At 50.1% G+C, this 24,629-nt stretch carries 27 protein-coding genes; 11 read left to right on the top strand and 16 right to left on the bottom strand.

Annotated elements, in window-relative coordinates; genetic code table 11:
• The first annotated feature begins 53 nt into the window (after positions 1-53).
• Positions 54-2,561, top strand: coding sequence for a PAS domain S-box protein (locus HZB62_01835; protein ID MBI5073901.1), 2,508 nt, complete (start codon positions 54-56; stop codon positions 2,559-2,561).
• A gap of 10 nt (positions 2,562-2,571) precedes the next feature.
• On the opposite strand, the gene HZB62_01840 is transcribed toward HZB62_01835, so the two are convergent.
• A complete protein-coding gene (locus HZB62_01840) occupies positions 2,572-3,225 on the bottom strand; it encodes a hypothetical protein (GenBank protein ID MBI5073902.1) in 654 nt (217 codons plus the stop codon).
• 136 nt (positions 3,226-3,361) lie between these two features.
• Between HZB62_01840 and HZB62_01845 the strand changes: the two genes are divergently transcribed.
• On the top strand, positions 3,362-3,535 hold the full coding sequence (locus tag HZB62_01845) for a hypothetical protein (protein ID MBI5073903.1): 174 nt from the start codon (positions 3,362-3,364) through the stop codon (positions 3,533-3,535).
• A gap of 123 nt (positions 3,536-3,658) precedes the next feature.
• Here the strand turns inward: HZB62_01845 and HZB62_01850 are convergent, their stop codons facing one another.
• A complete protein-coding gene (locus HZB62_01850; protein MBI5073904.1) occupies positions 3,659-4,732 on the bottom strand; it encodes a PQQ-dependent sugar dehydrogenase in 1,074 nt (357 codons plus the stop codon).
• Between the two features lie 107 nt (positions 4,733-4,839).
• The gene (locus tag HZB62_01855) at positions 4,840-5,712 is read right to left on the bottom strand and encodes an ATP-binding protein (protein MBI5073905.1); all 873 of its coding nucleotides are present in this window, start codon (positions 5,710-5,712) and stop codon (positions 4,840-4,842) included.
• A gap of 179 nt (positions 5,713-5,891) precedes the next feature.
• Between HZB62_01855 and HZB62_01860 the strand changes: the two genes are divergently transcribed.
• Complete coding sequence (locus tag HZB62_01860) at positions 5,892-6,689, top strand: GGDEF domain-containing protein (GenBank protein ID MBI5073906.1); 798 nt, start codon at positions 5,892-5,894, stop codon at positions 6,687-6,689.
• Positions 6,690-6,721: 32 nt separating this feature from the next.
• Here the strand turns inward: HZB62_01860 and HZB62_01865 are convergent, their stop codons facing one another.
• The gene (locus HZB62_01865) at positions 6,722-7,579 is read right to left on the bottom strand and encodes an A/G-specific adenine glycosylase (protein MBI5073907.1); all 858 of its coding nucleotides are present in this window, start codon (positions 7,577-7,579) and stop codon (positions 6,722-6,724) included.
• A gap of 24 nt (positions 7,580-7,603) precedes the next feature.
• On the opposite strand from HZB62_01865, the gene mutT reads away from it, so the two are divergent.
• From mutT to HZB62_01885, 4 genes are all read left to right on the top strand, one after another.
• The gene (gene mutT, locus HZB62_01870) at positions 7,604-8,008 is read left to right on the top strand and encodes an 8-oxo-dGTP diphosphatase MutT (GenBank protein ID MBI5073908.1); all 405 of its coding nucleotides are present in this window, start codon (positions 7,604-7,606) and stop codon (positions 8,006-8,008) included.
• A 44-nt stretch (positions 8,009-8,052) separates the two neighbouring features.
• On the top strand, positions 8,053-8,289 hold the full coding sequence (locus HZB62_01875) for a hypothetical protein (GenBank protein ID MBI5073909.1): 237 nt from the start codon (positions 8,053-8,055) through the stop codon (positions 8,287-8,289).
• Between the two features lie 116 nt (positions 8,290-8,405).
• The gene (locus HZB62_01880) at positions 8,406-8,675 is read left to right on the top strand and encodes a BrnT family toxin (protein MBI5073910.1); all 270 of its coding nucleotides are present in this window, start codon (positions 8,406-8,408) and stop codon (positions 8,673-8,675) included.
• Positions 8,665-8,922, top strand: a complete 258-nt coding sequence (locus HZB62_01885) for a hypothetical protein (GenBank protein ID MBI5073911.1) — start codon at positions 8,665-8,667, stop codon at positions 8,920-8,922. Before HZB62_01880 ends, HZB62_01885 begins: the two co-directional genes overlap by 11 nt.
• 696 nt (positions 8,923-9,618) lie before the next feature.
• Here HZB62_01885 and HZB62_01890 read toward each other — a convergent pair.
• The 9 genes from HZB62_01890 to HZB62_01930 form a co-directional block, all read right to left on the bottom strand.
• Positions 9,619-11,028, bottom strand: coding sequence for a cobalamin B12-binding domain-containing protein (locus HZB62_01890; protein MBI5073912.1), 1,410 nt, complete (start codon positions 11,026-11,028; stop codon positions 9,619-9,621).
• Positions 11,028-12,368, bottom strand: coding sequence for a cobalamin B12-binding domain-containing protein (locus HZB62_01895; GenBank protein ID MBI5073913.1), 1,341 nt, complete (start codon positions 12,366-12,368; stop codon positions 11,028-11,030). Before HZB62_01895 ends, HZB62_01890 begins: the two co-directional genes overlap by 1 nt.
• Positions 12,365-12,778: a DUF2062 domain-containing protein gene (locus tag HZB62_01900; protein ID MBI5073914.1), complete on the bottom strand. Its 414-nt coding sequence runs from the start codon at positions 12,776-12,778 to the stop codon at positions 12,365-12,367. The genes HZB62_01895 and HZB62_01900 overlap by 4 nt, the downstream gene beginning before the upstream one ends.
• A 24-nt stretch (positions 12,779-12,802) precedes the next feature.
• Positions 12,803-13,990 carry a hypothetical protein gene (locus tag HZB62_01905; GenBank protein MBI5073915.1) on the bottom strand — a complete coding sequence of 396 codons (1,188 nt, stop codon included), beginning with the start codon at positions 13,988-13,990 and terminating at the stop codon, positions 12,803-12,805.
• On the bottom strand, positions 13,987-15,195 hold the full coding sequence (locus tag HZB62_01910) for a beta-ketoacyl-[acyl-carrier-protein] synthase family protein (GenBank protein ID MBI5073916.1): 1,209 nt from the start codon (positions 15,193-15,195) through the stop codon (positions 13,987-13,989). The genes HZB62_01905 and HZB62_01910 overlap by 4 nt, the downstream gene beginning before the upstream one ends.
• A gap of 230 nt (positions 15,196-15,425) precedes the next feature.
• Positions 15,426-16,040: an outer membrane lipoprotein carrier protein LolA gene (locus tag HZB62_01915; GenBank protein ID MBI5073917.1), complete on the bottom strand. Its 615-nt coding sequence runs from the start codon at positions 16,038-16,040 to the stop codon at positions 15,426-15,428.
• A complete protein-coding gene (locus tag HZB62_01920; protein MBI5073918.1) occupies positions 16,037-16,981 on the bottom strand; it encodes a 2-hydroxyglutaryl-CoA dehydratase in 945 nt (314 codons plus the stop codon). The genes HZB62_01915 and HZB62_01920 overlap by 4 nt, the downstream gene beginning before the upstream one ends.
• On the bottom strand, positions 16,959-18,050 hold the full coding sequence (locus HZB62_01925) for a CoA protein activase (GenBank protein MBI5073919.1): 1,092 nt from the start codon (positions 18,048-18,050) through the stop codon (positions 16,959-16,961). The genes HZB62_01920 and HZB62_01925 overlap by 23 nt, the downstream gene beginning before the upstream one ends.
• On the bottom strand, positions 18,047-19,000 hold the full coding sequence (locus HZB62_01930) for a 2-hydroxyacyl-CoA dehydratase (protein ID MBI5073920.1): 954 nt from the start codon (positions 18,998-19,000) through the stop codon (positions 18,047-18,049). Before HZB62_01930 ends, HZB62_01925 begins: the two co-directional genes overlap by 4 nt.
• 186 nt (positions 19,001-19,186) lie before the next feature.
• On the opposite strand from HZB62_01930, the gene HZB62_01935 reads away from it, so the two are divergent.
• Together HZB62_01935 and HZB62_01940 are read left to right on the top strand one after the other, a co-directional pair.
• A complete protein-coding gene (locus HZB62_01935; GenBank protein ID MBI5073921.1) occupies positions 19,187-19,702 on the top strand; it encodes a hypothetical protein in 516 nt (171 codons plus the stop codon).
• A gap of 12 nt (positions 19,703-19,714) precedes the next feature.
• The gene (locus HZB62_01940) at positions 19,715-20,200 is read left to right on the top strand and encodes a hypothetical protein (protein ID MBI5073922.1); all 486 of its coding nucleotides are present in this window, start codon (positions 19,715-19,717) and stop codon (positions 20,198-20,200) included.
• On the opposite strand, the gene HZB62_01945 is transcribed toward HZB62_01940, so the two are convergent.
• Both HZB62_01945 and arsM read right to left on the bottom strand, forming a co-directional pair.
• Positions 20,193-20,354, bottom strand: a complete 162-nt coding sequence (locus tag HZB62_01945; GenBank protein ID MBI5073923.1) for a hypothetical protein — start codon at positions 20,352-20,354, stop codon at positions 20,193-20,195. The genes HZB62_01940 and HZB62_01945 overlap by 8 nt on opposite strands.
• Before the next feature lie 18 nt (positions 20,355-20,372).
• The gene (gene arsM, locus HZB62_01950; GenBank protein MBI5073924.1) at positions 20,373-20,993 is read right to left on the bottom strand and encodes an arsenite methyltransferase; all 621 of its coding nucleotides are present in this window, start codon (positions 20,991-20,993) and stop codon (positions 20,373-20,375) included.
• 17 nt (positions 20,994-21,010) lie between these two features.
• Between arsM and HZB62_01955 the strand changes: the two genes are divergently transcribed.
• A complete protein-coding gene (locus HZB62_01955) occupies positions 21,011-21,559 on the top strand; it encodes a GDSL family lipase (GenBank protein ID MBI5073925.1) in 549 nt (182 codons plus the stop codon).
• A gap of 3 nt (positions 21,560-21,562) precedes the next feature.
• Here HZB62_01955 and HZB62_01960 read toward each other — a convergent pair whose 3' ends face one another.
• Positions 21,563-23,281 carry a DUF2628 domain-containing protein gene (locus tag HZB62_01960; GenBank protein ID MBI5073926.1) on the bottom strand — a complete coding sequence of 573 codons (1,719 nt, stop codon included), beginning with the start codon at positions 23,279-23,281 and terminating at the stop codon, positions 21,563-21,565.
• A gap of 305 nt (positions 23,282-23,586) precedes the next feature.
• Between HZB62_01960 and HZB62_01965 the strand changes: the two genes are divergently transcribed.
• Entirely contained in the window at positions 23,587-24,462 is an 876-nt protein-coding gene (locus tag HZB62_01965) for a NapC/NirT family cytochrome c (GenBank protein ID MBI5073927.1), read from the top strand.
• The last annotated feature ends 167 nt before the right edge of the window (positions 24,463-24,629 follow it).

The following is a 24,629-nucleotide window of genomic DNA, read 5'->3' on the forward strand; positions in this document are numbered from 1 at the left end:
TCCGGTTGATTAATCCGGTGTTCCTGATATTATGAAAGGCGGAGGTTATAACCGTGCAGAATAAGTTCGGCTCTCGTCATCTGACCGTTGCCGTAAAGTTGATTGTCTCCATAGCTGCGGCAGAACTGCTTATCATGATCATATTCAACGCGGTCCGTATCGAAACCATGCTTTCGAGGACCATGATCAATCTCGCCGACGCTCTTCTGCTCAGCCTGGCCGCTTCGGTGATGATATTTGTCTGGGTGGTAAGGCCCATGAAATCAGCAGAAGAGTACAGCAGCGTGGAGAGCAGGGGAAGACTGAGCGAAAAGAGATACCGGTCGCTCTTTGAAAGTTCCATGGACGCCATATACATAACCGAGAGGGAAGGGCCGTTTCTTGAGGTGAACCAGGCGACGCTCGACCTTTTCGGTTATACGAGAGAAGAGATGATCGGTATGGATGTGCGGCGGATCTATGCAGATCCTGACGACCGCCACCGCTTTCAACAAGAGATCGAGAAGCAGGGCTATCTTAGGGATTACGAAGTCTGCTTCAAAAACAGGGAAGGAGACGAGATCGACTGCCTGCTTTCTTCCTCGGTACTTTTTACCGATGACGGTAATATCCTCGGATACCAGGGAATCATACGAGATGTCACTGAGAAGAAGCGGATGGAGACAGCCCTGCGGGAAAATGAAGAGTGGCTCAGGACCATTTTCGAGGCCTCGCCCGCAGGTATCATTCTTGTGAGCCCTGAGGGGAAGATCACCTTTGCGAATCAGCGCATGGCCGAGATGTTCGGCCGTACTCATTCTGAACTTATCGGGCTGCCGTATCCTGAGCTTCTGCATGAAGCCGAGAAGGCTGTCGGTGACAAGAAGATGAGGCAGCTGATAGCAGGTGAGCTGAAACAGGTCACTACTGAGCGGCATTACCTGCGGAAGGACGGAAGCGATTTCTGGGGCTTTCTTTCCGGCAGGAGACTGGAGGGACCTGACGGACGGCTCAGGGCGCTCGTGGGGATCATTGCTGACATAACGGACCGCAAGAAAATGGAAGAGCAGCTATACCTTTCCAAGCAGGACTGGGAAGAAACATTCAATACGCTCACTGATATGGTTACCGTTCACGACAAGGATTTCAATATTATCCGCGCAAACAAGGCTGCTGAGCTGATTCTGGGTCTGCCATTCCTGGAGATGACCAAAACAAAATGTTATGAATATTATCACGGCACCGGATGTGCGCCTGAGGGCTGCCCAAGCTGTCAGGTGCTGAAGACCGCTGTTCCGTTAACAGCGGAGATATTCGAGCCTCATCTAAAAAAGTTCATCGAGATCAGGGCCATCCCCCGTCTGGACAAGAATAACGTTCTTGTCGGCCTGATCCATGTGGTCAGGGACATCAGCGAGAGTAAGAAACTCGAAGACCAGCTCAGACAGGCGCAGAAGATGGAGGCGATCGGACAGCTTGCAGGCGGCATTGCCCATGATTTCAACAACATTCTTTCTGCAATTATGGGGTACGGACATCTCCTCCTTATGAAGATGGCTGACAATGACCCGCTACGGAACTATGTTGATCAGACCCTTGAGGCATCTGAGCGGGCAGCTACCCTTACGCACAGTCTCCTTGCCTTCAGCAGAAAACAGACGATCAGCCTGAAGCTGATCAATATGAACGAGCTTGTGAAAAGGTTCGAGAAGTTTCTTCTGCGGCTAATCCGGGAAGACATAGAGTTTAAAACCGTTTGTGCGGATGAGGACATCACGGTCATGGCTGACACCGGCCAGATAGAGCAGGTACTGATGAACCTTGTGGCCAATGCGCGGGATGCAATGCCTGATGCAGGGAAACTGACGATAAGGACAGGACGTGTTCATATTGAAGATGAATTCATGAAGATAGACGGCCATGGGAAAGCCGGGGAATACGCCCTTATTACGGTTTCAGACACAGGTATCGGCATGGATGAAAAGACAAGGGAGAAGATCTTTGAGCCCTTTTTTACGACCAAGGAACAGGGCAAGGGGACCGGGCTCGGCCTTGCCATGGTCTATGGCATTGTAAAGCAGCATGACGGATATGTTACGGCATACAGTGAGCCCGGGCAAGGCACCACATTCAAGATATATCTCCCGTTTGTCAGGCCTCACGCCGGTGTGGAGATCACTGAGGAGCGCAAAGAGGCAGCTCCGGTCAGGGGCGGGACCGAGACTGTTCTGGTTGCTGAAGATGACGAGGCATTAAGAAAGCTTGCTTCCACGGTAATGGGTCAATTTGGATATACGGTCATCGAGGCTGTTGACGGCGAGGATGCAGTCCTGAAATTCATGGAGAACAGGGATCGGATCCAGCTCATTATTCTTGATGCGATCATGCCCAAAAAGAACGGCAAGCAGGTTTATGACGAGATCTCATCCCTATCGCCGCGTATCAAGACCCTGTTTACCAGCGGATACACAGCAGACGTGATCAGCCCCAAAGGAGTTCTTGAAAAAGACATGCATTTTATCCTCAAGCCTGTTTCTCCCATCGATCTTCTGAAAAAAGTTCGGGAGATCCTCGATTCCTGAAGCAGGTATATCAGTCTTCGGCGAGCTGGTTTTTGATCTTTTCCTGCTCGAGATGTTTCTGAAGCTTTTCGGTATTATAGAGTTTGAGGTGGTTGAACATCTCAGTTTCGCTAAATACGCCTGACTGGACGAGCGCCTCACCGAAAAAAAGATAGTTGTCCTCCTGTTCTATCATCAGTTCCCTTACCTGAGCATCGGTCAGAAAGCCGAGTTCTATCGCCAGCTCCCCGAACTTCTTGAGAGTCTCTTCCTGTGTGATCAGGATCCTCTGGATCTGGTCATCAGTCAGCATGTTTCTGCTCTTTGCAAAAACACCGATCTTCTGGTTATGTCTGAGCTGCAGGGCGCGCGCCTGAATCACCTGATCATTGGTAACGAGCCCCTGACTGCAGAGATACTGGCCAAAGAGAAAGAAGCGTGTGCGCGGCCGCCTGGCATTGTACTCCTGCATCTTGCTGTAGTACCCGCAGATGATGCAGGTATCGATCTTCTGGGCATAGGTGCCCTCGACCGTACCGCTGCAGATGGTGCCTGCCACAAGCCAGCAGTTGTTGTCAGGCGCAAGAGCCGCAGGACAATAGCCGAATTCCGCCACATTCTCGCCGCCAAGCTGCCTTCCGCACTTCCTGTATTCCCAGCATTTAATCAATTTCGTGATCGTCATCTCCCCGGAGGGTTTTTTCTTAGCATACCATGCGTGGTGACTGGAAGGGTGCTGCAGACGCTGGTATAATTGTTCAGCCCGAGGGTTGGAGGAAAGCCAGGATGGATACAAGATCAAATTACCGATGAGAAACAGTATGGCGTTTGAGCCTGTTGCGCCGGTCGGCGATGTGATCAGGACGGAGTGGAAATGCCCGATGCATCCGGAAATCGTGCGCGCTGCGCCAGGAAGCTGCCCTAAATGCGGTATGGCACTCGCACCGAAAACAGTCAGTGCTAAAAAAAGAAATATCCCGAACTTCTCGATGTGACGCAACGGTTTACGGTGAGCGCGATTCTCACGATTCCGCTTGTCATACTTGTCATGGCTGTATTTCTCCCTTGCTTAAAGCACCTACTGTCGGCTGGCATGGAGAGGGTAGAAGGGATTTATTTCATTTTACTGCTGCCTCTATCCGGTAGATATTCCCCTTGCCGTAGTCGGCAACATAGACCTCTCCTGCTTCATCTTCTCCAAAGGTCGAGATCGAAAGTCCGGAGCTCTTGAGTTCCCTGTTCATCCATGTCTCCCCCTCCTGCTTCAACCCCCAGATACGGCCCGAGCAGAAATCCCCATACAGATAGATGCCCTGCATCTGCGGGTGCCTGCTGCCCTGGTAAACCATGCCTCCGGTTACCGAACATCCCTTGTCGTGGTCATATTCAGCGGCGGGAAGAGCAAGTCCCTTCCTTTCGCAGTCCTTTGTCTTATAACAGTGGAGGCCCTCCATGATATTCCATCCATAATTTCTTCCGCCCCTGCTTCCTTTTCGCTCGACATTGATCTCCTCGTATCTGTTCTGTCCGACATCAGCTATATACAGGTCACCTTTTTTTCTGTCAAAGGAGAAGCGCCAGGGATTTCTGAGGCCTGTTGCCCATATCTCGGGCCTGTAAGCGGTGTTGTTCAAGAACGGGTTGTCTGGCGGAACAGCATAGGGCATTTTGTCAGACTCGACATTTATTCTGAGCATCTTGCCGAGAAGTGACGCTGGATTTTGTGCGTACTCTTGAGGATCGCCGGCAGACCCGCCGTCACCCATACCGATATATAAATAGCCGTCAGTGCCAAAAGCCAGCTGGCCGCCATTGTGATTTGCGTAAGGCTGTTTGATCGTCAGGATGATCTCTTCGCTTTTTGGATCAGCCCTGTCCGGATCTTTCGTGAGGCGATAGCGCGCAACGACCGTATCGCCGGACCTGTCCGTATAGTTTAGATAGAAATAGTTCTTTTTGTGATAAGCGGGAGGGAAGACGATGCTCAGCAGGCCGCGTTCTCCGCAGCAGCTTACCCGTTCAGAAATATCCAGAAAAGGTCTTGGGCTGACATTACCGTTCTTTATTAGTAGAACCCTCCCCCTCTGTTCTGTGACAAAAAGCCTCTTGCCGGCGTCCCCTGCATTTGCTATATGTGTCGGCTGTTTAAGACCGCTCATGAAAAGTTTGAGCGTTATTTCCGGCCATGCCATGACAGCCTGCTCCTGCCCGGGACTGTCCCATCGCGTGCGGCCGATCGTGAGGAAGACCAGGACAATGATCAAAAAGATGAGAAAGCGAATGCCGCCCTGTCCAGATGCTACTCCCTTTTCCATTTCTTTTTTCTGAGCCTTCCTTCAAGACTGTCAATGAACTGGCGTGCTGTCCTGCCGGAGAAACTGCCGCCGGAGATGGACCATTGCATTGCCAGGTGTCTCAGTTCCTCGCGGTTAACCCTGAGTTTCCTGATCTTCGCATAGTTCCCGACAATCTCAAAATACGTATCAAAATCAAAATACTGAAACCCTAAGCGCAGGCCAAAGCGGTCAGAAAGTGATATCTTTTCCTCAAGTGCATCTTCAGGATGAAGTTCACCCTTTGGATCACGCTGGTTCTCTTCGATCAATTCCGGTATGAGATGCCTGCGGTTCGAGGTAGCATAGATCAGCATATTTGAAGGCCGTGTCTCAAGCCCGCCTTCAAGCACGGTCTTGATCTGCCGGTACGACCTCTCATCCTCATCAAAGGTGAGGTCATCGCAGAATACGATGAACTTCTCTGGACGCCTTCTGATGATGTCTGCCAGGTCGAGGATGTGCGAAAGGGAATCCCGCGGCATCTCCACCATCCTGAGGCCCCGAGTTGCATAGGCATTGAGCAGGGCCTTTACTGCTGAGGATTTGCCTGTGCCCCTTGGTCCGTACAGAAGGGCGTTGTTGCAGGGCAGGTCCTGGAGGAACTGCTCGGTGTTCTCTCTCAGTTCATGGAGCAGATCGTCGATGCCTATGATCTCGGCAAAGGCGATGGGGTCTGGTGCGGCAATGCCCTTCAGCAAGAGCTGTTCATTGCGCGATGAGCATTTAAATGCCATGAAACAATCCAGCACCGAGCCGTCGAACGAAGGAGAAAGAGAATCTGCAATGCGTTCAAGGTTCTTGTTCAGAAGTGTGATCTGATTCAGCAATTCGTCCATGTCTCATTTTATTACAGGACTTTTATCAAAGCAACCAAAGAATGCAGGTCCGATCACGCGACAACGGAAAACGGACAAAGCCTGTTTCCTATTGCCAATTTGTGCCTGGTTATATTAATATCCCGTTCATATCGCTGGTTCATGAGCACATTATCTGTTCTTCCGGGGGGATGAAGGAAATGTTCCGAAAAGGTTACCACATCATCATGCTCTCAATATTCGCTGCAGTCAGCTTCTGGTTTATCGATGCTGTTGTGGATTATCTCATTCATTATGACGAACCGTTCCTGTCTCTCCTAATATTTAACAGGACTGAAGTGGCCTTTCGTCTGCTCGTCTCAGCTGCCTTTCTTCTGTTTGGACTGATCATGTCCGGGATGTTTTCGAAGCAGAAGAGAACTGAAACAGCGCTTCTTCAGGAGATCAACGAGCGCAAGCAGGTCGAGGAAAGGTTATACGCGCTATCGACCCGGGATGAACTTACCGGTCTTTATAACCGCAGGGGTTTTTTTACACTTGTCGAACAGCAGCTGAAAATGGCGGATAGAGGGAAGAACGATATTCATATTTTTTATGCAGATATGGATAACCTGAAAGAGATCAATGACACGCATGGTCATCAGGAAGGCGATCTGGCAATTGCCGAGATGGCTGCCATTCTCAAGGAAACATTCCGAGAATCAGATATTATAGCCCGGGTCGGCGGCGACGAATTTGTGGCAGTGCCGGTCGGGACAACAGGCGAAACGGTTGCTGTCATAGCCGACCGTATCAATAGAAATATCGAACTGCACAACACCGAAAGGGCAAGGTCTTACAGGCTCTCTCTCAGCTTTGGCATTGTCGATTACAAACCGGATTCTCCTGTCTCGATCGATGAACTTCTCTTTCAGGGGGACGCGCTGATGTATGAGCAAAAGAACAGGAAGAGACTCCCTGCAGGAATTAGGCAGGAAACTATTTACGAACAGGAATAGCATCAGGAGCTCCTGGTCAGTGAAGTTTTATGTCAGAGGATCACGAACTTGCCTTCTGATTTTTTAAGAAACCCTTCTGCAATCAGCCCGTCAAGTATCTGATCGAAATTCTCCGGAACTCTTGTCATCATCTTTTCGAGCGAACTTTTTGTCATGCCTGCTGAATGGAGCAGTGTCTTCAGGATCTGGCCCCTGATCTGGCGCTGCGAGCCTTCGAATTTCGACTGTCTGGTATAGTGGGCGCTCCTGCGATTCGGATTTGCGACCTCTTTTTTCAACTTAACCCCATAGTCCATCAGCGCATAGTACCACTCCCTCGGGTTTGTTCTGTCCATTGTCTTTTCGATCAGCGGCATGATCTCATCATCCCTGATGCCCTCCCTGTCTCTAAAAAAGAAATGAATATAGACACGTCTTATATTGGTTTCGATGAAAAAAGTTGGGCTGTTCGTTGCAAACGTGTGAATGGCTGCTGAGGAATATCTGCCTATGCCCGGCAGTTTGACCAATTCTTCCGGGACCAGGGGAAGCTTACCCTGATATTCATGGACAATAAGCTCTGCCAGTTTTTTGAGGTTTATTGCCCGGCGGTTGTATCCCATGCCTTGCCATACCCTGAGGACTTCAGCAAGCGGCGCCTTTGCGAGCCTCGAAAAGTTTGGGAAGGCCCTGATGAACTCGCGATATTTGACCAGCACCCGCTCCACCTGTGTCTGCTGAAGCATCACTTCAGAGAGGAGTATGTGATAGGTGTTTCTTGTTTTGCGCCAGGGCATTGGCCGCTGGTGTTCGTGATAATGCATATATATTAGCTTTTGAAAGTTCCTGATCGTCTGCGCGGTTAATCCCCTCGTCCGAATATGTTCAATACATCTCATTTCATCTGACATATGATTTACAATAAGGCCATGAAAATGAAAAAGCAAACACCGGTGAAGGTCGTTGCAGCAGTTATCGAAAAGAACGGCAAGGTGCTGCTTGCGAAGCGGCGGCGGGGTGACATGCTGGCCGGCAAATGGGAATTCCCCGGGGGCAAGATCGACCCGGGCGAAACAGCAGAAGAGGCGCTGAAAAGGGAGCTGCGTGAGGAACTCGGCATCGAGACCGAGGTGCAGGACTTTATCTGTTCGAGCAGGTACGACTATGAGCATCTGTCGGTAGAACTGCTTGCTTACAGGGTCAAGCATATCTCGGGAGATATCACGCCCCATGTGCATGACGAGGTGAGATGGGTCCTGTTTGAGGACCTCTGTTCATTCGAGTTTCCTGCAGCGAATGTCGAGATCGTCAGGCGTCTCTCCTCATGCCGGGACCTATGACCTTTATCATAGACGCCTGTTCAAGGATTCCTCACAATAAGAGCATGAAGATATTGCTTGTTGTTATGATGACCGTCTCTCTAATTCTCTGCCTGACATCCCTGCCAGATGCAGCCTGCAACGAGTGTCACAGCAAGAACCCGAAGATGCGGAAGATGCACGAGGCCCTTGGTTATAAAGATTGTTTCAAATGCCACGGCATGGGGCAGGTTAAGAAAGGTGATGAGCAGAAGACCCAGATGACTTCAGATTCGCTCTGTATCGACTGTCACAAGAAGTGAAGGCATAATCTGTTGTTTGTGATAATCTTTGCTCACTGCTCAAATGAATTCTCATGACAAGACACCAATCAGAGCGGTTGACACAGAAAGGTGCAACATTATGATAAAATTGAAACATGCAGTTCGAATGGGACAGGGAAAAGGCAAAAAGGAACCTAAAAAAGCATAACGTGTCATTTGATGAAGCTGTAACGGTATTTTATGACCCCTTATCGGCGACTTTTGACGACCCGGACCACTCGAATGACGAGCAAAGGCTTGTCACCGTAGGATACTCCTCTCATAAACGGCTGCTCATGGTTGCGCATACGGAGAGAGGGAAAACCATACGAATTATCAGCGCGAGGCTTGCAACGGCGCGCGAAAGGAAACGACATGAAAGCTAAAGAAAAGAGAATCAGTGATGAATTACGCCCTGAATATAATTTTGATTATTCAAAAGCTGTTCGCGGCAAGTATTACAAACGTATCTTAGAAGAGGGAGCTAATGTTGCCATGCTTGAGCCGGATGTGGCGAAGGTATTTGTTGATTCAGCCGCAGTAAATGCTGCATTAAGATCATTGCTTGATTTGACGAAAACAACACAGCGCCTGACAAAAAAGTCCGGCGGACGGGGAATAGCCGCTCATTAATGTTGGCTTCAAATCTCACGGTATGGGGCGGGTTAAGAAGGCCCCTGAAGAGCGTGCTGCGCAGATGTCCGCTGATCCCCTCTGTATCGACTGCCACAAGAAGTGAAAGCATAATTTCCCGCAAGTCGTAACTCCACTATTTATTTCTTTTTTTGTCAGATAAATATCCCCTCTCAATTTTCAGTTTTCCTTGACGTAACTGCTATTTGCCCATAAAATGAAGAAAAAAACGCATGCGATATAAATGTTATGAGTATTACATAACGACATAAACAGCTACAGCATTAAAGAAAAAGAAAATAGAGGCACTAACAGTCAATGAACGACGAACAGCGATTTTGTCCAATTTGTAGAGGATTCCACGATCCTGATTTCACATGCACCGATCGTGCTGGTTCTGTATTGCGTGCAGCAGGTATTGAAAGAAAACCAATGAACAATGGAGAACTGCAGAAAACAATAAAATCAGCTGATCGGTCAATGCTCATTCTTTTACTTGTGATTTTGGTAGCGGTAGTCTTTTTCTTCTTCTATTTTAGTTGAACTCGATGTTTGATATATAAGTGACATCCATGGCATTAAAGGCAACAGACAATTAAAACATGAAAGTTCTCAGAACAATCTGTTCCAGGCGATGTGGTAATAACCGTCTTTTGTTTTCACTTGTGTCATACACCGCGCGCCTGAGCACGATCGTTACCGTTTCCCCAGCCCTTCCCAAAGCGAGCCCTTGATGCCGTGCTCCCTGAGCTTCTTCTGAAGACGCGGATGAAAATTGATCTCATAGCCCGGCATGATCCAGTTCTTCTTCTTTGAGACTGCCTCAGCCACCTTGTCGTAGTCGGTCAACGTTCTTGAGTGATAGAAAACAGGCGTGAGGCCAATGTTCGATATGCCGAGATCCTGCCTTGCATGCCGTGCCAGAACTGTGCCGGGGAATATCCTGATCCCTGCCATGATCACCGCAGCATCCGGTCCGATCTCCTCAAGCCGAGCAAGGGTCAGATCGATCGTTTCGTCGGTATCGCCGGGCGAGCCTGCAAAGATGAAATGGCAGAACTTCAGGCCCGACTTTTTGCATATGGCCGATGCTTTCCTGACCTTGCTGAAGTCGAAACTTTTCCCCAGGTTCCTGAGCATCTCGTCAACAAGGGAGTCAGTGCCGAACTCAACAGCAGTGCAGCCTGCCCTGACCATGGCTTCTGCAAGCTCCTCTGTCATATGTGCAGGATTTGCGTAACATGACCAGTTGATATTGATGCTGCGTCTGATGATCTCATCGCATACCGCCCTTGCATGGGAGACCGGATAGTTGAATATGCTGTCAACGATGAAAAGATGTCGTGCCCCGGTTGCTGCAATGATCTGTTCCATTTCATCAGCAACAGACTGCGGGCTGCGCAGTCTGACAGTCCTGCCTTCTACCTGCGGGTATGTGCAGTAGATGCATTTGAAAGGGCAGCCCCTTTTTGTCTGTATGTTCAACATGCCGCCAAGCCGGTCATAGGAGCTGAAGTCGAACAGTTTGCGATCAGGTATAACGCTATCCAGGTCTTTGATCCGTGAGCGGGATGAAATGATACGGCCAATACCCCCCTCAATCCCCCCTTGTAAAGGAGGGAGGACATGCCCGGCAGCCGCGCCACGTATTTCAGCTTCCCTCCTTACCAGGGAGGGAGCGAGGGAGGTTATCTTTTTCATTAATTCCGGAAAAGCCTTTTCGCCTTCGCCGATGATCCCGAAATCAGCACCGAGCTCCTGCATGAACGCCTCGGGCATGATCGTAAAACCTGAACCACCCAGGACGATAGGTGCCGAAGAATATCTGCGCAGAGAGCTGATCGTTGTCCGGTATTCTTCTAAATAGGAGTGCTGTTTTGGAAAACAGACATCGTCAATGTTCCTGAGCGACATGCCGATCACATCAGGCTGGAAGCCGCTGATCGTTTCCTGAATGTCGCTCTCCATATCTTCAGAAAAGCAGAGGTCGATCGTTCTGACATCGTGATCATGCTTCCTGAGTGCAGATGCAATGTACGAGAGGCCGAGAGGGAATACCGGGTCAGGCAGATGTTCACGGTTAGGGGAGACAAGGAGGACTTTCACTACAGGCCTCTGAATATTCTTAGGATCGAACTGAGCTTGATGCCTTTGCCGCGGAAGCCGCTCATCAGACCGGCCATGATCTTGCGGGGTGAGAGATAGAACGACAGATAGGCCTTCTTGAGCAGAGCCTCAAGCTCCTTCTGTCCGAGATGGTCGGTGCGCACCACAGAATGCAGACAGTCATAACGGTCCCAGTCATAGGATATGATCCTGTCCTTCACCTCGTCAAAGAGTTTTGTGCCGGGATAGGGCGTAAGGATCGTGAACTGCACAGCCTGCGGATCGATCTTCTTTGCATAATGAACGGTGTCCATCACCATTTCCCGTGTCTCGTCTATGTCGCCGATGATGAAGCTTGCATGGACAGAGATGTTGTATCTTCTCAGAAGTTCGGTCACATCCCTTGCCATGGTATCGGTGATGCTCTTATTGTATTTGTCGAGTGTGGACTGGTGTCTGGACTCAAAGCCGATGAAGATATACTTGCAGCCGGCTTGCGCCATCTTCGCGACCATCTCCTCGTTCTTCAGGAGCGTGTCTGCGCGCGAAAAGCACCACCAGTAGATATCGATCTTCCTGCGCAGGATCTCATCGCAGATCGCAATGACCCTTTTCGGGTCGAGCGTAAAGTTGTCGTCAAGGAATGCTATGCCGTTGAAGTCATGGTTCGCAACAATGTCCTCTATCTCGTCGACGATCTTTAGGGGGCTCCGCGATCTCCACTTTCTGCCGCTGAACTCGGTGGAGCAGCAGAAGGAGCAGCCAAAAGGGCATCCCCTGCTGGTGAGGATAGAGGTCATTTTCCGCTTGCCCATTTCAAGGTGGCGGTATTCGCTCATGGCCAACAGATCGCGGGCAGGAACAAGATCATCAATGTTATCGATGAATCCCCTGCTGGCAGTCCTCTGAATATTCCCATCCTTCAGATAGCTTATGCCCTGAACAGAAAATGCTAGCTCTGAGCCGATCGTGTTTGCAAGTTCGAGCATGGTCTGTTCGCCTTCTTCGCGCACCACAAAGTCACAGAACCCTGTTCTGAGCGTATCCTCATCTCTATAGCTGACATGGGGCCCGCCCATGACTACCGTGCAGCCGGCGTCCTTTGCCTCTTTAGCAAGCCTCAGACTGCTCTTGTATCTGCTTGTATCAGCAGATATGCCGACAATATCAAAGGCGGAATAATCGACCTTTTCGTCAGTGACATTGAAATCAACGATCTTCACTTTATGTCCATTGTCCCTGAGCACTGCCGCTATATAGGCGATGCCCATGGGCGGGAGGATGAAGCCGACCTTGCGGTATGTGTCTTCCCTGAATGGGTACGCGAGGAGAACCTTCATGTCCTGAATCTCCTGGCGATCTTGAGCGTGAGAACGTAAGAAACAGAACTGACCACAAGGCCAAGCACTATGCCTCCGATGATCGTCGGCAGAATATAGGACTTCAATACTGCCAGATCGGTTGTGAACTGTATCTTCAGGAGCGCACCGCTCAGCATCAGGTTGCCGATCTGGGCGCTGATGAAGAGGATAAAGGGAAACGATATCGGGTTCGATATCTGGGTGCCGAGAAAGACGATCATTATGTTCAGCCTGAGGAGATGGGCAAGGCCGATCGCCACGACCGTATGGAGTCCCACGAGGGGAAGGATGCCGACAAAATTGCCGAGTGCAACAGCAAACGCGATCTCAGACGGCGAGAGACCTTTTTTCAGAAAGCGTGTGATCGTCTCCTTATATTTTTTAAGCATCAGCACAAATACTTCTGCGAGATCTCATGCTTCCTTCTTCAGCACTATAGATGCTGCGGCTCCGCCTGTTGAGAACGAAGTAATGAGAGCAGAGTCAGTATGAACAGTCCTCGGGGCGTTTATTACCAGATCAAGTCCGCATCCTTCCATGGGCTCCTTCAGTCCGGCTATCGCAGGCACTATTGCCCTGTTCAGGCAGAGTGCAGTTGACGCGATCCTCAGGATACCGTCTGCCGGGAAATAACCGTTATATGACCTGAAGGCAGTCACAGGGACCGCATGCCCGAACAGTTCCCTGATTGAATCTGCTTCGAGACGGTCAAGGGCATCTGTCGAATTTGCGCATGCTGAAACAAATCCCGGCGCGCTTATGCCTGCCTTTGCAAGGGCGGTCAGCATCGCTTTTTTCATCGACTCCCGGCCGCTGTCATACGACGTGATCAGCGCAGGATATGACGTTATCTCTGCTGCGGCAATAGTGCAGTACGTTCCGGCACCCCTCTTGTCGGCATCTTCTTTTCTCTCAAGGATGATCGATGCAGCGCCTTCACCAAGTACTAAGCCGTTTCTTTTCCTGTCAAAAGGCATCATATTATTAGACAGGACGTTGAAGCCTGAATATCCAACAAATTCAGCTGCGCTCAGTTCGTCTGCGCCTGAGACTATTGCCATGTCTGTCAGGCCGTCGTTCAACAGTCCGCAGGCATATGAAAGTGCCAGTTCAGAGGATATGTCAGCATGGCTGAAGGTGATGTTCTGCCCGCGTATACCGAACTGCATCGAGATATGCGCTGCCGCGATATTCTGTACCGTCTCAGGAAAAAGGATCGGATTTGTTGCCTCAGGCCCTTCTCTCAGAAGGCCTTCATAAAACTTGTCCGTGCTTTCTGTGCTTGCGAGCCCTGTGCCGACAGCAATGGCAACGCGATAACGGTTGGCGTCATTGATATCGAAGTTCGCATCTTTTATGGCCTCGATCGCAGAGGCAAGACCGAACTGCGAAAAGCGCGACATGCGGCGTGCCTTCATCACAGGGATGTGATCCTTTGCCACGAAGTCCCTGACTTCCCCCACAGTCGTGAGACCTGCATACGGGAGGCCGAAGCCGGAAGACTCGGCAATGCCTGTTTGTGTGTCAAGAAAGGACCTGATCAGGTTTTCCCTGTTGATACCGGCAGGACAGATGACGCCGATGCCTGTGATCGCTATCATGCAGGCCTCTTCAGGATAAGGGCAGTATTGTTGCCGCCGAATGCCACAGAGGTAGAAAGCACGACCGAGATATCGTTCTTCCTGCGCGGTTCTGGAACATAGTCAAGATCGCAATCTGGATCAGGGTTGCGGTAATGCACGGTCGGAGGAATTATGCTCCGGACAAAGGGCAGGATCGCTGCTGCCGCCTCCTTTGCGCCTGCTGCACCGAGGCAGTGTCCTATCATCGATTTTGTCGAACTGACAGGAATTTGAACCGCACGTTCCCGGAATGCAAGCTTGATGGCGTTGGTTTCTGCCAGATCATTTGCCGGTGTTCCGGTGCCGTGGGCATTGATATAGCCTACTTCTGAAGCTTCAATACCAGATGACCTCATTGCCAAATGAATTGCATGGGCAATGCCTGTACCGTCAGGCGAGGGTGCTGTTACATGATAGGCATCGCAGGAGAGGCCATACCCTGCTATTTCTGCATAACTCTTTTTTCCCCTTTTTGCCGCATGTTCTGCTGTTTCGACAACATAGATAGCCGCGCCCTCACCGAGAGATATGCCTTTCCTGTCCCGGTCAAAGGGCCTGCAGGCCTTTTCGTCAACTGCCCGCAGAGAGTTGAACCCTGCAAAGGTCGTCTCAGCCAGCGACTCACTCCCACCGGTGATCACAACGTCTGCGATCCCTTTTTTGACGATCTCGCCTGCAATACCGATCGCCGTGCTGCTGGATGAACAGGCAGTTGAGATGGTGGAACGGAAGCCACAGGCTCCGGTGAGAAGGCCGATATAGTCGGTAAATGAAGAAGCCGTAAAGTATGTGAGAAGGGTTGGCTTGCGCTTCCTGCCCTGAAAGATCCTTCTCCTGAACTCTTCACCCTGAAGCAGTCCCCCTGAGCCGCTCCCGATCACAACAGCAAGGCGTGTCTTGTCCAAAGCCTCAAGATCAATGCCTGAATCCTGAATTGCTTCCCTTAATGCGACAACACCGAGCATGTTGCACCGCGAAAGCCTGCGGGAATCCTTGCGTTCAAAGTAATCATCAGGATCGAAGCCTCTAACCTGGGCGCCCAGTTTACCCCTGAATCCTGAGGTGTCAAAGAGCGTTATCTCTCCAATGCCGCATTTACCAATGCTTAAGGCATCCCAATAAAACTCTCTTCCGATGGCAATAGAGGAGACGACCCCAATGCCGGTGATGACAGGAGTTCTCATGATATCAAATCAAATCCCCCCCTTTACTAAAGTGGGGTTTGTGAGGACGTCAGGTTTAAGGTATATTTCCGATTTTCCCCTTTTGGAATAGGGAGTGTAAATGCCCCTCTTTGTTAAAGAGAGGTCTGGGAGGACATCAGAGTTCAGGTATATTTTCTGTTTTCCCACTTTGGAAAAGGGGGATAGAGGGGGATTTATTGGACTAAGGAATGGGAAAGTTAATGAAAAGTTCATCTCAACGATCTTTCCCTCACTGTAACGCCCTTGTCCGGCACGAATATAAAGTTGTCATCCTTTATATCAGGGTTCAGCTTTACATCACTGAACATGATGGTTGTAGGCTCGTTGTTCGGGTCAAAGAGTTTCGCCATGCGTGGGAAGGATGATTCCTCGGGTATCTCCATCTCTATATGGCTGATCGGGCCTTTCACTTTCGGCGAGAACTTAAGAAAGATGATCGACTTCTCTTTCCTTGCCGTGATCGTATAGTCGCGGGACATGGTCAGCACATCAAACTGCATCATGGAGCCGTATTGACTAAGGCCGGTCAATTTATCTGCTTCTTTCATGTCCGGGTAATAGATCCAGATATCCTTTCCGTTGAAGAGGACCTGCATGTTCACGCTGCCCCTGTATTCCCACCTGATCCTGTCAGGCTGTCTGTAGAGGAAACGGCCCTCTGTCTTTATCGGCTTGGTGAGGAGCCTGGTCTTCTTCTCCTGCGTAAAGTTTGCGCTTACGGTCTTTATCTTCGCCTGTTTTGCCTTGAGGTCGTCAAGGATGTCGGCAGGGGAAACTGATGCGAAGATAAGAAGAAAAAGTGAAATGAAAAATAGTTTCCTCATCCTTCCCTCCTTCCCCATTTGCCGCAGGTATCGCCCCAGCGGGCGATCACTGCATCGCAGTCATTGATCTGCATCACGCCGCAGGCGTTCGGGCAGTCAGAGCAGTAGAAACTCGAGGTCGAAAGCTGCTTTTCTGACAAAGACCAGCCTCTGAACCTTGTATGCTTTGTATTTCTGCTCAGGAGGGCTGCGCCGATGGCGCCCATGATCGGATAATAGTGAGGCACAATGAACTCCTTGCCGAGTTCGCGTTCGAATGATGCCTTGATGCCGGGGTTTGCAGCAACCCCGCCCTGAAAGATGACCGGATCGCTGATCTCTTTGCCGCGCGAGAGGTTGTTCAGATAGTTCCTGACCAGGGCATCGCAGAGGCCTGCAACGATGTCCTCAAGGTTGTGGCCCATCTGCTGCTTGTGGATCATATCAGATTCTGCAAAGACCGTACACCTGCCCGCGATCCTGGCAGGGGATGAGGCTGCGAGGGCATAATTGCCGAGCTCTTCAATCGCCATGCCGAGCCGCGTTGCCTGATGCTCAAGGAAGGAGCCGGTGCCTGCCGCGCAGACCGTGTTCATCGAGAAATCGACCACAACACCGTTTCTTATAAGGATCAGTTTTGAGTCCTGCCCGCCGATCTCGACTATGGTCCTCACATTCGGGATAAGGTGAATGGCGGATACTGCATGGGCAGTGATCTCGTTCTTTATCTGGTCAGCGCCGACTATATAGTCAGCCAGTTTCCTTCCGCTGCCGGTCGTTCCTACGCCTCTAATCTCTATGTCGCCCACGTCCCTTCTCAAAACAGAGAAGGCTGACTGGATGGCCTTAATGGGCTGGCCCATGGTCTTGTTATATGAGTTCCAGAGCACATTGCCATGCCGGTCGATGAGAACGACCTTTGTGGTAACCGAGCCTACATCAATGCCGAGATACGCTTCCATCTCTTCTCCTTTCGAGCAGGTCAACAAACGCTTCAAGTCTTGTTATTATATTCGCCTCTGATACATGCTCGTCAAATGTCATCGAAAGCACCGGATACTCCTTGTCCTTGCTTATCCGGTTGATGACTGCTGACGCAACAAGCTCAGGCATGCAGGTGAACGGCATGATATGGAGCACGCCGTCAACACCTTTTTTCTGAAAGAGGATGGTCTTACCGACGGTCTCGATGCTCTCGCCGCCTGAGGGAAAATTAAGATATCCCCTGGCCAGTTTCGTGGCATACTTTGTCTGGTTCCTCCTGAATGGTTTATATCTGAACCGGTCATTGAGCCAGTCGCTCAGCCAGACCCCGCGCTTTACTTCAACCCGCAGTTCGCCCAATTTCTTTTCGATCTCAAGGTTGGCAAAGGGCTCGATCACCACAAAGATCTCACCCAACACGCCGATGGTCACGGGCTTGAAACTCTTGTCGATCTTAATGTCATGGTACATCTTTTTGACCTGGGGCATTGTCCTGAAAAGCTTTGTGTACGAGTCTGCCAGGTCTATCATCTCGATGGCCTGCTTCAGTGTCAGGTCTGTATCTCCCCGGTTAATTTCGCGGGGTTTGTAATAGTGGTACAGGGCTGTTGCCTTGTCCAGAGCTGCCATGCGCATCAAAATGAGGAAGAAGACGATGTAACCATCATATTTATTCTTGATCTGGCTGATGTCCCGGATCGTATCGATCATATCTGAGAGCCGGTCAGGGTTGTCTGTTGTGGACATGGTGAATTTGTATCCCTGCTCCCGCAGGATCTGCTCCTGTATGATGCCGTAGTATCCGAACCGGCAGGGCCCGTAACCGCCTGGCATGAGGATCGCGTCTGCTCCATTGTCGAGGGCCTCCATCATGTTGCCGAGGTTGATCTTGAATGGCAGACAGGCGAACTCAGGTGAATATTTTACGCCGAGGTTCAGGGTCTTGACCGTAGCCTTTGGCGGGGGCTGCATGTCAACGCCGTGCTGCCTCAGTACCCGCGTGTATGCAACAGAAAGAAGACCCATATGCGGGACCGTGAGCCTCATGCGGTGACCTTTGAGATCATGTCTATGAATGCCTCGATCCGCGTCTGGATGCCCACATCTGACGCGTGCTCGTCAATGCTGAGTGCCATATACGGCTTGTTCCTCTGATTCAGTCTTTTTCTGATCAGGTCGCCGGTGAACGAGTCAGGGCCGCAGGTAGAACTGCAGACATTGATAACGCCGTCAATACGGTCATCCTTAAAAAACTGATGCGCAGAGGTTACAACCTCTTTGCCCATGTCCCAGTACACCCACTTGGGGATCACTGCCATGGCCTCACGGATATCCGGTTCAGCCGGCTTGATAAAAATGGGATTTGCATTAAGGTCTCTTATGCAGTTAAACAGGTTTTTCGAGAGATGCCGGTCAAAAAGAAGATAGGGCCTGCCGACAATGCCGATATTCATCTTCCGGTGAGATGACAGGATCGTCCCGCCTTCGGAAAGCAGACGCTCCGAGAGTCTGTGCTGTTCCCCGGATATCTCGGCTCCGGAGTTCATGTTCTTTTTAAATAGGGTATATACGTCAGGATGGGGCAGGGAAATTGCCTTTGCAATGGGTTTTGTGAACTCGTGTATTGCCTTGTCGCCAAATTGCTTGACGTGGAACACGGGGTCAACAATGCCGGGCAGGTTCGTGAAGCAGGCCCTGACAACATCAGGCAGGCCGATCATCTTCGGGCACATGAAACTTTCCCTTTCGACGCTTACATACCGCGGGATGAAAAGAAGGTCAACACTGTCCTTGAGCAGGGCAACATGACCGAGAAAGGTCTTTACCGGCAGACAGAAGTCGCCGGTTGCATGCCTGATGCCCTCCCTGAGAATATCCGCATGTGTCTCAGGTGATATGATGACCTCGCATCCGAGCTCACGAAAGAAGAGCTTCCAGGACTCGGCATAGCTGTAGTACAGCAGGCCTCTGGGGATTCCGATTCTCTGGTTTTTCATTGCTATGAAGTGTGTGTAACTCGCTGAATAATAGCCGTTTTTTTGGTAACATAATTTTAGATTATTCCGGTCTCTTTCTGCAAAGAAAGTTCCCCTGAAAATAGTTCTTATGTTTTAGCCGGGAATGTGTTAATCTTAATATGTGTTTAAACCCCCTAAAACCGGTCATCGCAGGTGGATTGTGATATGAATGAAATACATGAAATTATAGAAATGGGCAAGAGGCTCGACGCACTCTGGACGAATATGGCTGAGTGGAAAAAAGGCCACGCAAAACATTGGCGGAAGATCTCAAAGACTCTTGTGTACAAGAATATCCTGAAGAGGAAACCTGCCGAGCTGGTAACGATCATCAAGCAGCTTAAGAATATACAGGCAGAGCTTGTGGAATTTCTGAGGCGGCTCAGGAAGAAGAAGGTGTCTCAGGGAGAAGCAGTGTCCCAGACCGTGTTGAACGAGTTTTGGCTTATTTCCGACATATTTATCGAGATCTTCTATATTTACGGCCAGGGTCTTGAGGAGCGCACGGTGAGTATGGTCGATGATTGCCAGGCCAATCTGGCTTCCATGGCAAAGACCCTGAGGCCCTATCTCAAGCTGAACCCCCTTTACTCGGCGCTGATGAAATCCATGAGTGAGATCAACGAAACCCACGATTTTCTTGTGCACCACTACGGGAAAAAAAGAAAGACCGCAGTCTGAGAGAGCTGCATCATGGATGCAAAGCTCAATATATCCGGTATTTTCAGGTCTGAAGCAGAGCTCGCAGAGACGATCAATAAGCGAAAGATCTGTTACGACATCGAACCATACTATAACACTACAAAGCAGGGACAACTGACCCAGATCGGCTATCAGGTCAATATATACGGCACGTTCCCTGAAGCTGATGAGGATGCGTCTCCGGATGACCGGGAGTTCCCCCGCGTGCTGCGCGATGTCAGAAACATTGCCGAGGCATTATCGAACACCTGTAATCCTCTGCATATGTGTGATGCGACGATCGTGGATTCCAACAGCATAACCTATTCCCCGGATCGTAAGATGCGGCCCGATGTTACTGTCCATATCCCGGTCTTTGACCAGCAGCATTTCGGCCATCCTGTTGATAAGCATATTGAGGATACGGTCCAATTGGCAGGCAAGATACTCGAGACGGCGGGCGTTCAAAAAAAGAGATGGGAAGACCTGTCTAACTGAGCGGTTTTGCTGCCTTGACATAAGCTGATACCACCATCTTTTCGACGCCTTCACCAAACTTCCAGCTCTTGATGATCTCATCGCTGTTCTGTTTATCCACGAAGCAGACATTAATAAACCCTGTTTTATTGAGGATCGCCTTCAGTTCCTCCACGGGAACCGATCCGGTTATTCAGCCGCTGTAAGCATGTTCGTGATCAAGGATTTCTCTGCTGAATTCAGCTCGTTTGAGGATGTCGGAAATGGCGATCCTCCCCCCGGGTTTGAGAACTCTGAAGGCCTCAGTAAAAACAGCCTGCTTATCCGGAGCGAGGTTGATGACACAGTTCGAGATGATCACGTCAACCGAGTTGTCGTCAAGAGGCAGGTGTTCGATCTCGCCGTACCTGAATTCGACATTATCAGTCCCCAGGTGTTTTGCATTTTCAGTCGCTTTTGCCACCATGTCCGGCGTCATGTCAACGCCAATCACTCTGCCGGTACTGCCGACCTTCATGGAGCAGAGGATGGCATCAAAACCTGCCCCGCTACCCAGGTCAAGGACAGTCTCGCCCTCTTTGAGGTCGGCGATCCCCTGCGGATTGCCGCAGCCCAGCCCGAGGTTTGCCTCGCCAAGGCCGATCTTCAGCTCTTCATCGGAATAACCGAGTCTCCTGCCTGCCTCAAGGAGGCTTACACAGTCAGACTCCGGCGCGCAGCAGCTTGAAGGTGCAAGAAAAGAAAAATTGCCTTTGGCGACATCGGAGTAGCTCTTGACCACGAGCTGCTTAAGCTTTGTTTTCTCGTTGTCCATGATACAATTAATATAGCATGAAAAGAGCACGTGGTATCGAAAAAAAACTTAAAAGACTCCTTTTCCTGGGCGATTCCCTGATCGAGTATTTTGACTGGTCTGAGCGGTTTCCTGAGCACGAGGTCTACAACCTTGGCATTGCCGGAGAGACGGTTGAGGGGCTTTATTGCCGGCTCGCCGGTATCTTCAGGAAGGTGCATGACCCTGATATGGTCTTCATCATGTCCGGCATTAACAGTCTGGCGATGGGAGATAAAGGTATTGTTGATACATACCGAAAAGTGGTGCAGGAGATCAGGCAGGCCTGTCCGGCAACAGAGATCTTTGTGCAGAGTCTTCTTCCCGTGCTTTTTCCATTCCTGTCGAATGACGATATATGCCATATAAATACGGATCTGAGGCAGATGGCTGCCGACGAAAGGGTCCCGTATCTTGATCTCCATTCCCGGTTTCTTGATGAGAAAGGCGAACCAATGCCCCCTTTGCTTATGGATGACGGCGTACACGTGAGCGAGGAAGGGTACAGGGTCTGGTCAGGAGAGATACAAAAACTGCTTAGCTCTTAGACCTCAGTCAATCCTGCAGTCCCGGTCTGCGTAGATCATCCTGGAGCCCTGATTATGGCGGGCACTCATCCGAAGAGTGTCAGGAAGGGAGTTGATGATCGAAATCTGCACTTCAGGCCGCCGGCGGTACCCGAAGCGCTCCAGCTTTTCCAGGGTAACCTGCCCATCGTTTTCTTCGTTCAAATACACCAGTGCCGCTGTGCAGGCATTCTTCAGTTCAGCCATGGCCATGCTGTCGTAGGACATCTGCATTGCCTGTTCCGGGCTCTGCGGAAATCCGGGCGGCAGGTTCTGGCCCGGCATGAAGGGCATTACCATGGGGACATTCATCCGTTCTGCAGCCTGTTCCTGCTTCTTTCTGATCGCAGAAAGCACGAGTGAAACAGAGATGATTATGCTTATGCAGAGGATGCTGCCGATGCCGACATATACGGCTGCGGGCTTTACCCCGCCCTCACTTGTTATGGCATCTTCGATCTCTGACGAAGTCTTTGCCCTCTTTATCGCGTCCACAGAGCTCTGGGCATGTCTGAAATAGATATAGTATGCAGACAACCCCATAGCAACGCAGGTCAGGATGTTGATGCCGGGGATGAAGCTCAGTACCAAGACCCCTATGGCGTGCAGGTAAAGCTTCCTGTAAAGCAGCCAGAAGAAGGGGAGAAAAAATGCAGGCCAGTGCCAGGTTGTTACAAAAGAAGATGGCCCTTTGATACCGAACTTTCTGAAATTATCCATATATTTATCGGCGTGCGGCCCGACAAAAAGATCGATATATTCCTCATCGCTCAGCAGTGGTGTTTCCTTCTGGTCCTGCGCAGTGCCGGCTTCTATGGCCGCTACTGTCTTTGCCGGCTTCTTCAGATTTACAGCAGCTACTACGAAGAGGCCCTTATCGTCAAGAGCAGCACCCAGGGCAGATGCCCAGAAGGTATCATCGCGTTTTACCATCTCCGGACCGCTGCCCTGGAGAAATCCGGATGTGCCGCTGTCAACGATCAATGACGGGTTGGTCTTGACGAGTTCCGCAATGAGTTGTCTCAGTGATGCATACAGGTCACTTTCCTGTGTTCCGAGAATGCCGCTAAAATCAATGGCATCGGCATCCACGGTAAGCGGCTTTTTCTGCGTCCTGATAAAGACCATGACCCGTGTCTTCGGTCTGATGCCTGCAGGCACGTTATACACAGAGATGAGAAGAATGGCGGAAGAAGGCACACTCTCACAGCTGTAGCGATTGAAATTCAATCCGCCCTCTGCTCTGCTCAGAGCCCTGCAGGGAAGCGGTGTGTATTGAAGAGATACGGCTTTCTGCTGAGGGGTAATAACCATCGGCCCCGAAGGTCCCTCCTGGGGCCTTTCGGCATCCGCTGCAGATGCAGGTGACAATGAAGGAGGTTCGGTCCCCGAAGATACGGGTGCTGATACAGATAAGGATGACGCGCCAGGCTCTGCTGCAGGGTTACCTGCTTTGCCGGTTTCTGTTGACTGGACCTGTTTTATGGAACAGACAGCTCCAGCCTTCTCAAAAATGGCTTTATATTTTTCTGCGGTTTTCAGATCTGCATTGTTCTTGACAACTATAGGACGGCCTACGAAGTAGCGATCAACAGCATCTGCTGAGAGTTTGAATATTGCTGCAAGCTTTCCTTTGGTCTCTTCGAGCTGATGACCGGGAAGTGTCTCGCCGCTCAAAATGATTTTATAAACGGGTTCTGTCATGAATGGAGGCCCCGGGCGTCATGCGGGAACGACCCGACGGATAGGCGACTGATGTCTTCAAACTTAGGCATACGATTGTTAGTTTACCACAGAGGCTGAGAGACCTAAAGGGATTTCCGTAAGTTAGAAGTGCAGGCGTCAAGGGAATATCCTCAAGGAACGATATTATAAGTTCCGGGGACTTCATATTATTATTGCTTCTCAAAAAATCATCGGATATAATCGGTGCATGCCAAAAAGGACAAGTCTGGGGGTTTTCTGATGCAAAGCATGGATGCTTTTGTTCATTCAGAACGGTATTTTCAATGAAGTGGGAGAAAAAGATTGCAGGCCTTGTTGATCATATCAAAGGCTTTGTTCTCGCTGCATTTCTGATCATAGCGGTCCTCGCACTGGTTCTTGCCTATCGATATTACGAATATCGTCAGGAAGATCCTAATTTCTGCGTTTCCTGCCACATGATGAAGGAAGCTTTTAAGGAGTGGCAGAAGGGAAAGCACCGGGATATTATTTGCCAGCAATGCCACCATGTCAGCATGATTGAGCAGAACCAGCTCCTCGTAGCCTTTGTTATGAAGCAGCATGACCAGTCCTTCTCACAATCTCACGGAAGGGAGAAACCCTGGCGCGAGTGCAAGAAGTGTCATATGGATAATGTTGCCCAGGGATCAATGAGTTTAAAAAAATCCTACGGCCATGCAAAACATGTTTTTATGCAGAGCATTGAGTGCAAAGTCTGCCACAAAGGAACTCTGCATGATTTCAAGCCTAATGAGAGCGCTTGCAGCGGTTGTCATAAGGACAAAGGTGTTCACGGCATAGGGATGGAGGCGTTCTCATGCCTTAAGTGCCATTCCTATTCTGAAAAAACCGCATCAATGATCCCAAAAGACAGATGCATTAAATGTCATCCATCAGTTTCTGTCAGGGGGCCGATGTCGAGTATTCTCTGCCATCAGTGCCATAAACCTCATGGGAAGATCATACCGACCCTGGCCTTATGTACAACAGAATGCCATAGCAATGAGGCTACCGTTGGACAGCATGGGCTGCATATGAAGAAAGGACTTAACTGCCTTGACTGTCATAAGGCGCATACGTGGGTAGTGGGAGAACGCAGGGCCCAAACACTATGCAGCCGATGCCATCCTTATAAGAATCCCCGTCTTTTCATTTATTAGACTGCTCTTAGACCTCAACAAGGTCTCTAATCTTTGCAGAACTGCGAATATATTTATTCTATTTGCAGTTCTGCAAAGGAATCCCAGATAAGAATCCTTTAAAAACGGGATGTTTCCAGTTGGCATGAAGCCTGCATATATACAAGCAAGAACAACAAACCGGAAGC

The organism is Nitrospirota bacterium, from assembly GCA_016214855.1.
In the GTDB taxonomy this organism is placed as follows: domain Bacteria; phylum Nitrospirota; class Thermodesulfovibrionia; order Thermodesulfovibrionales; family UBA6898; genus UBA6898.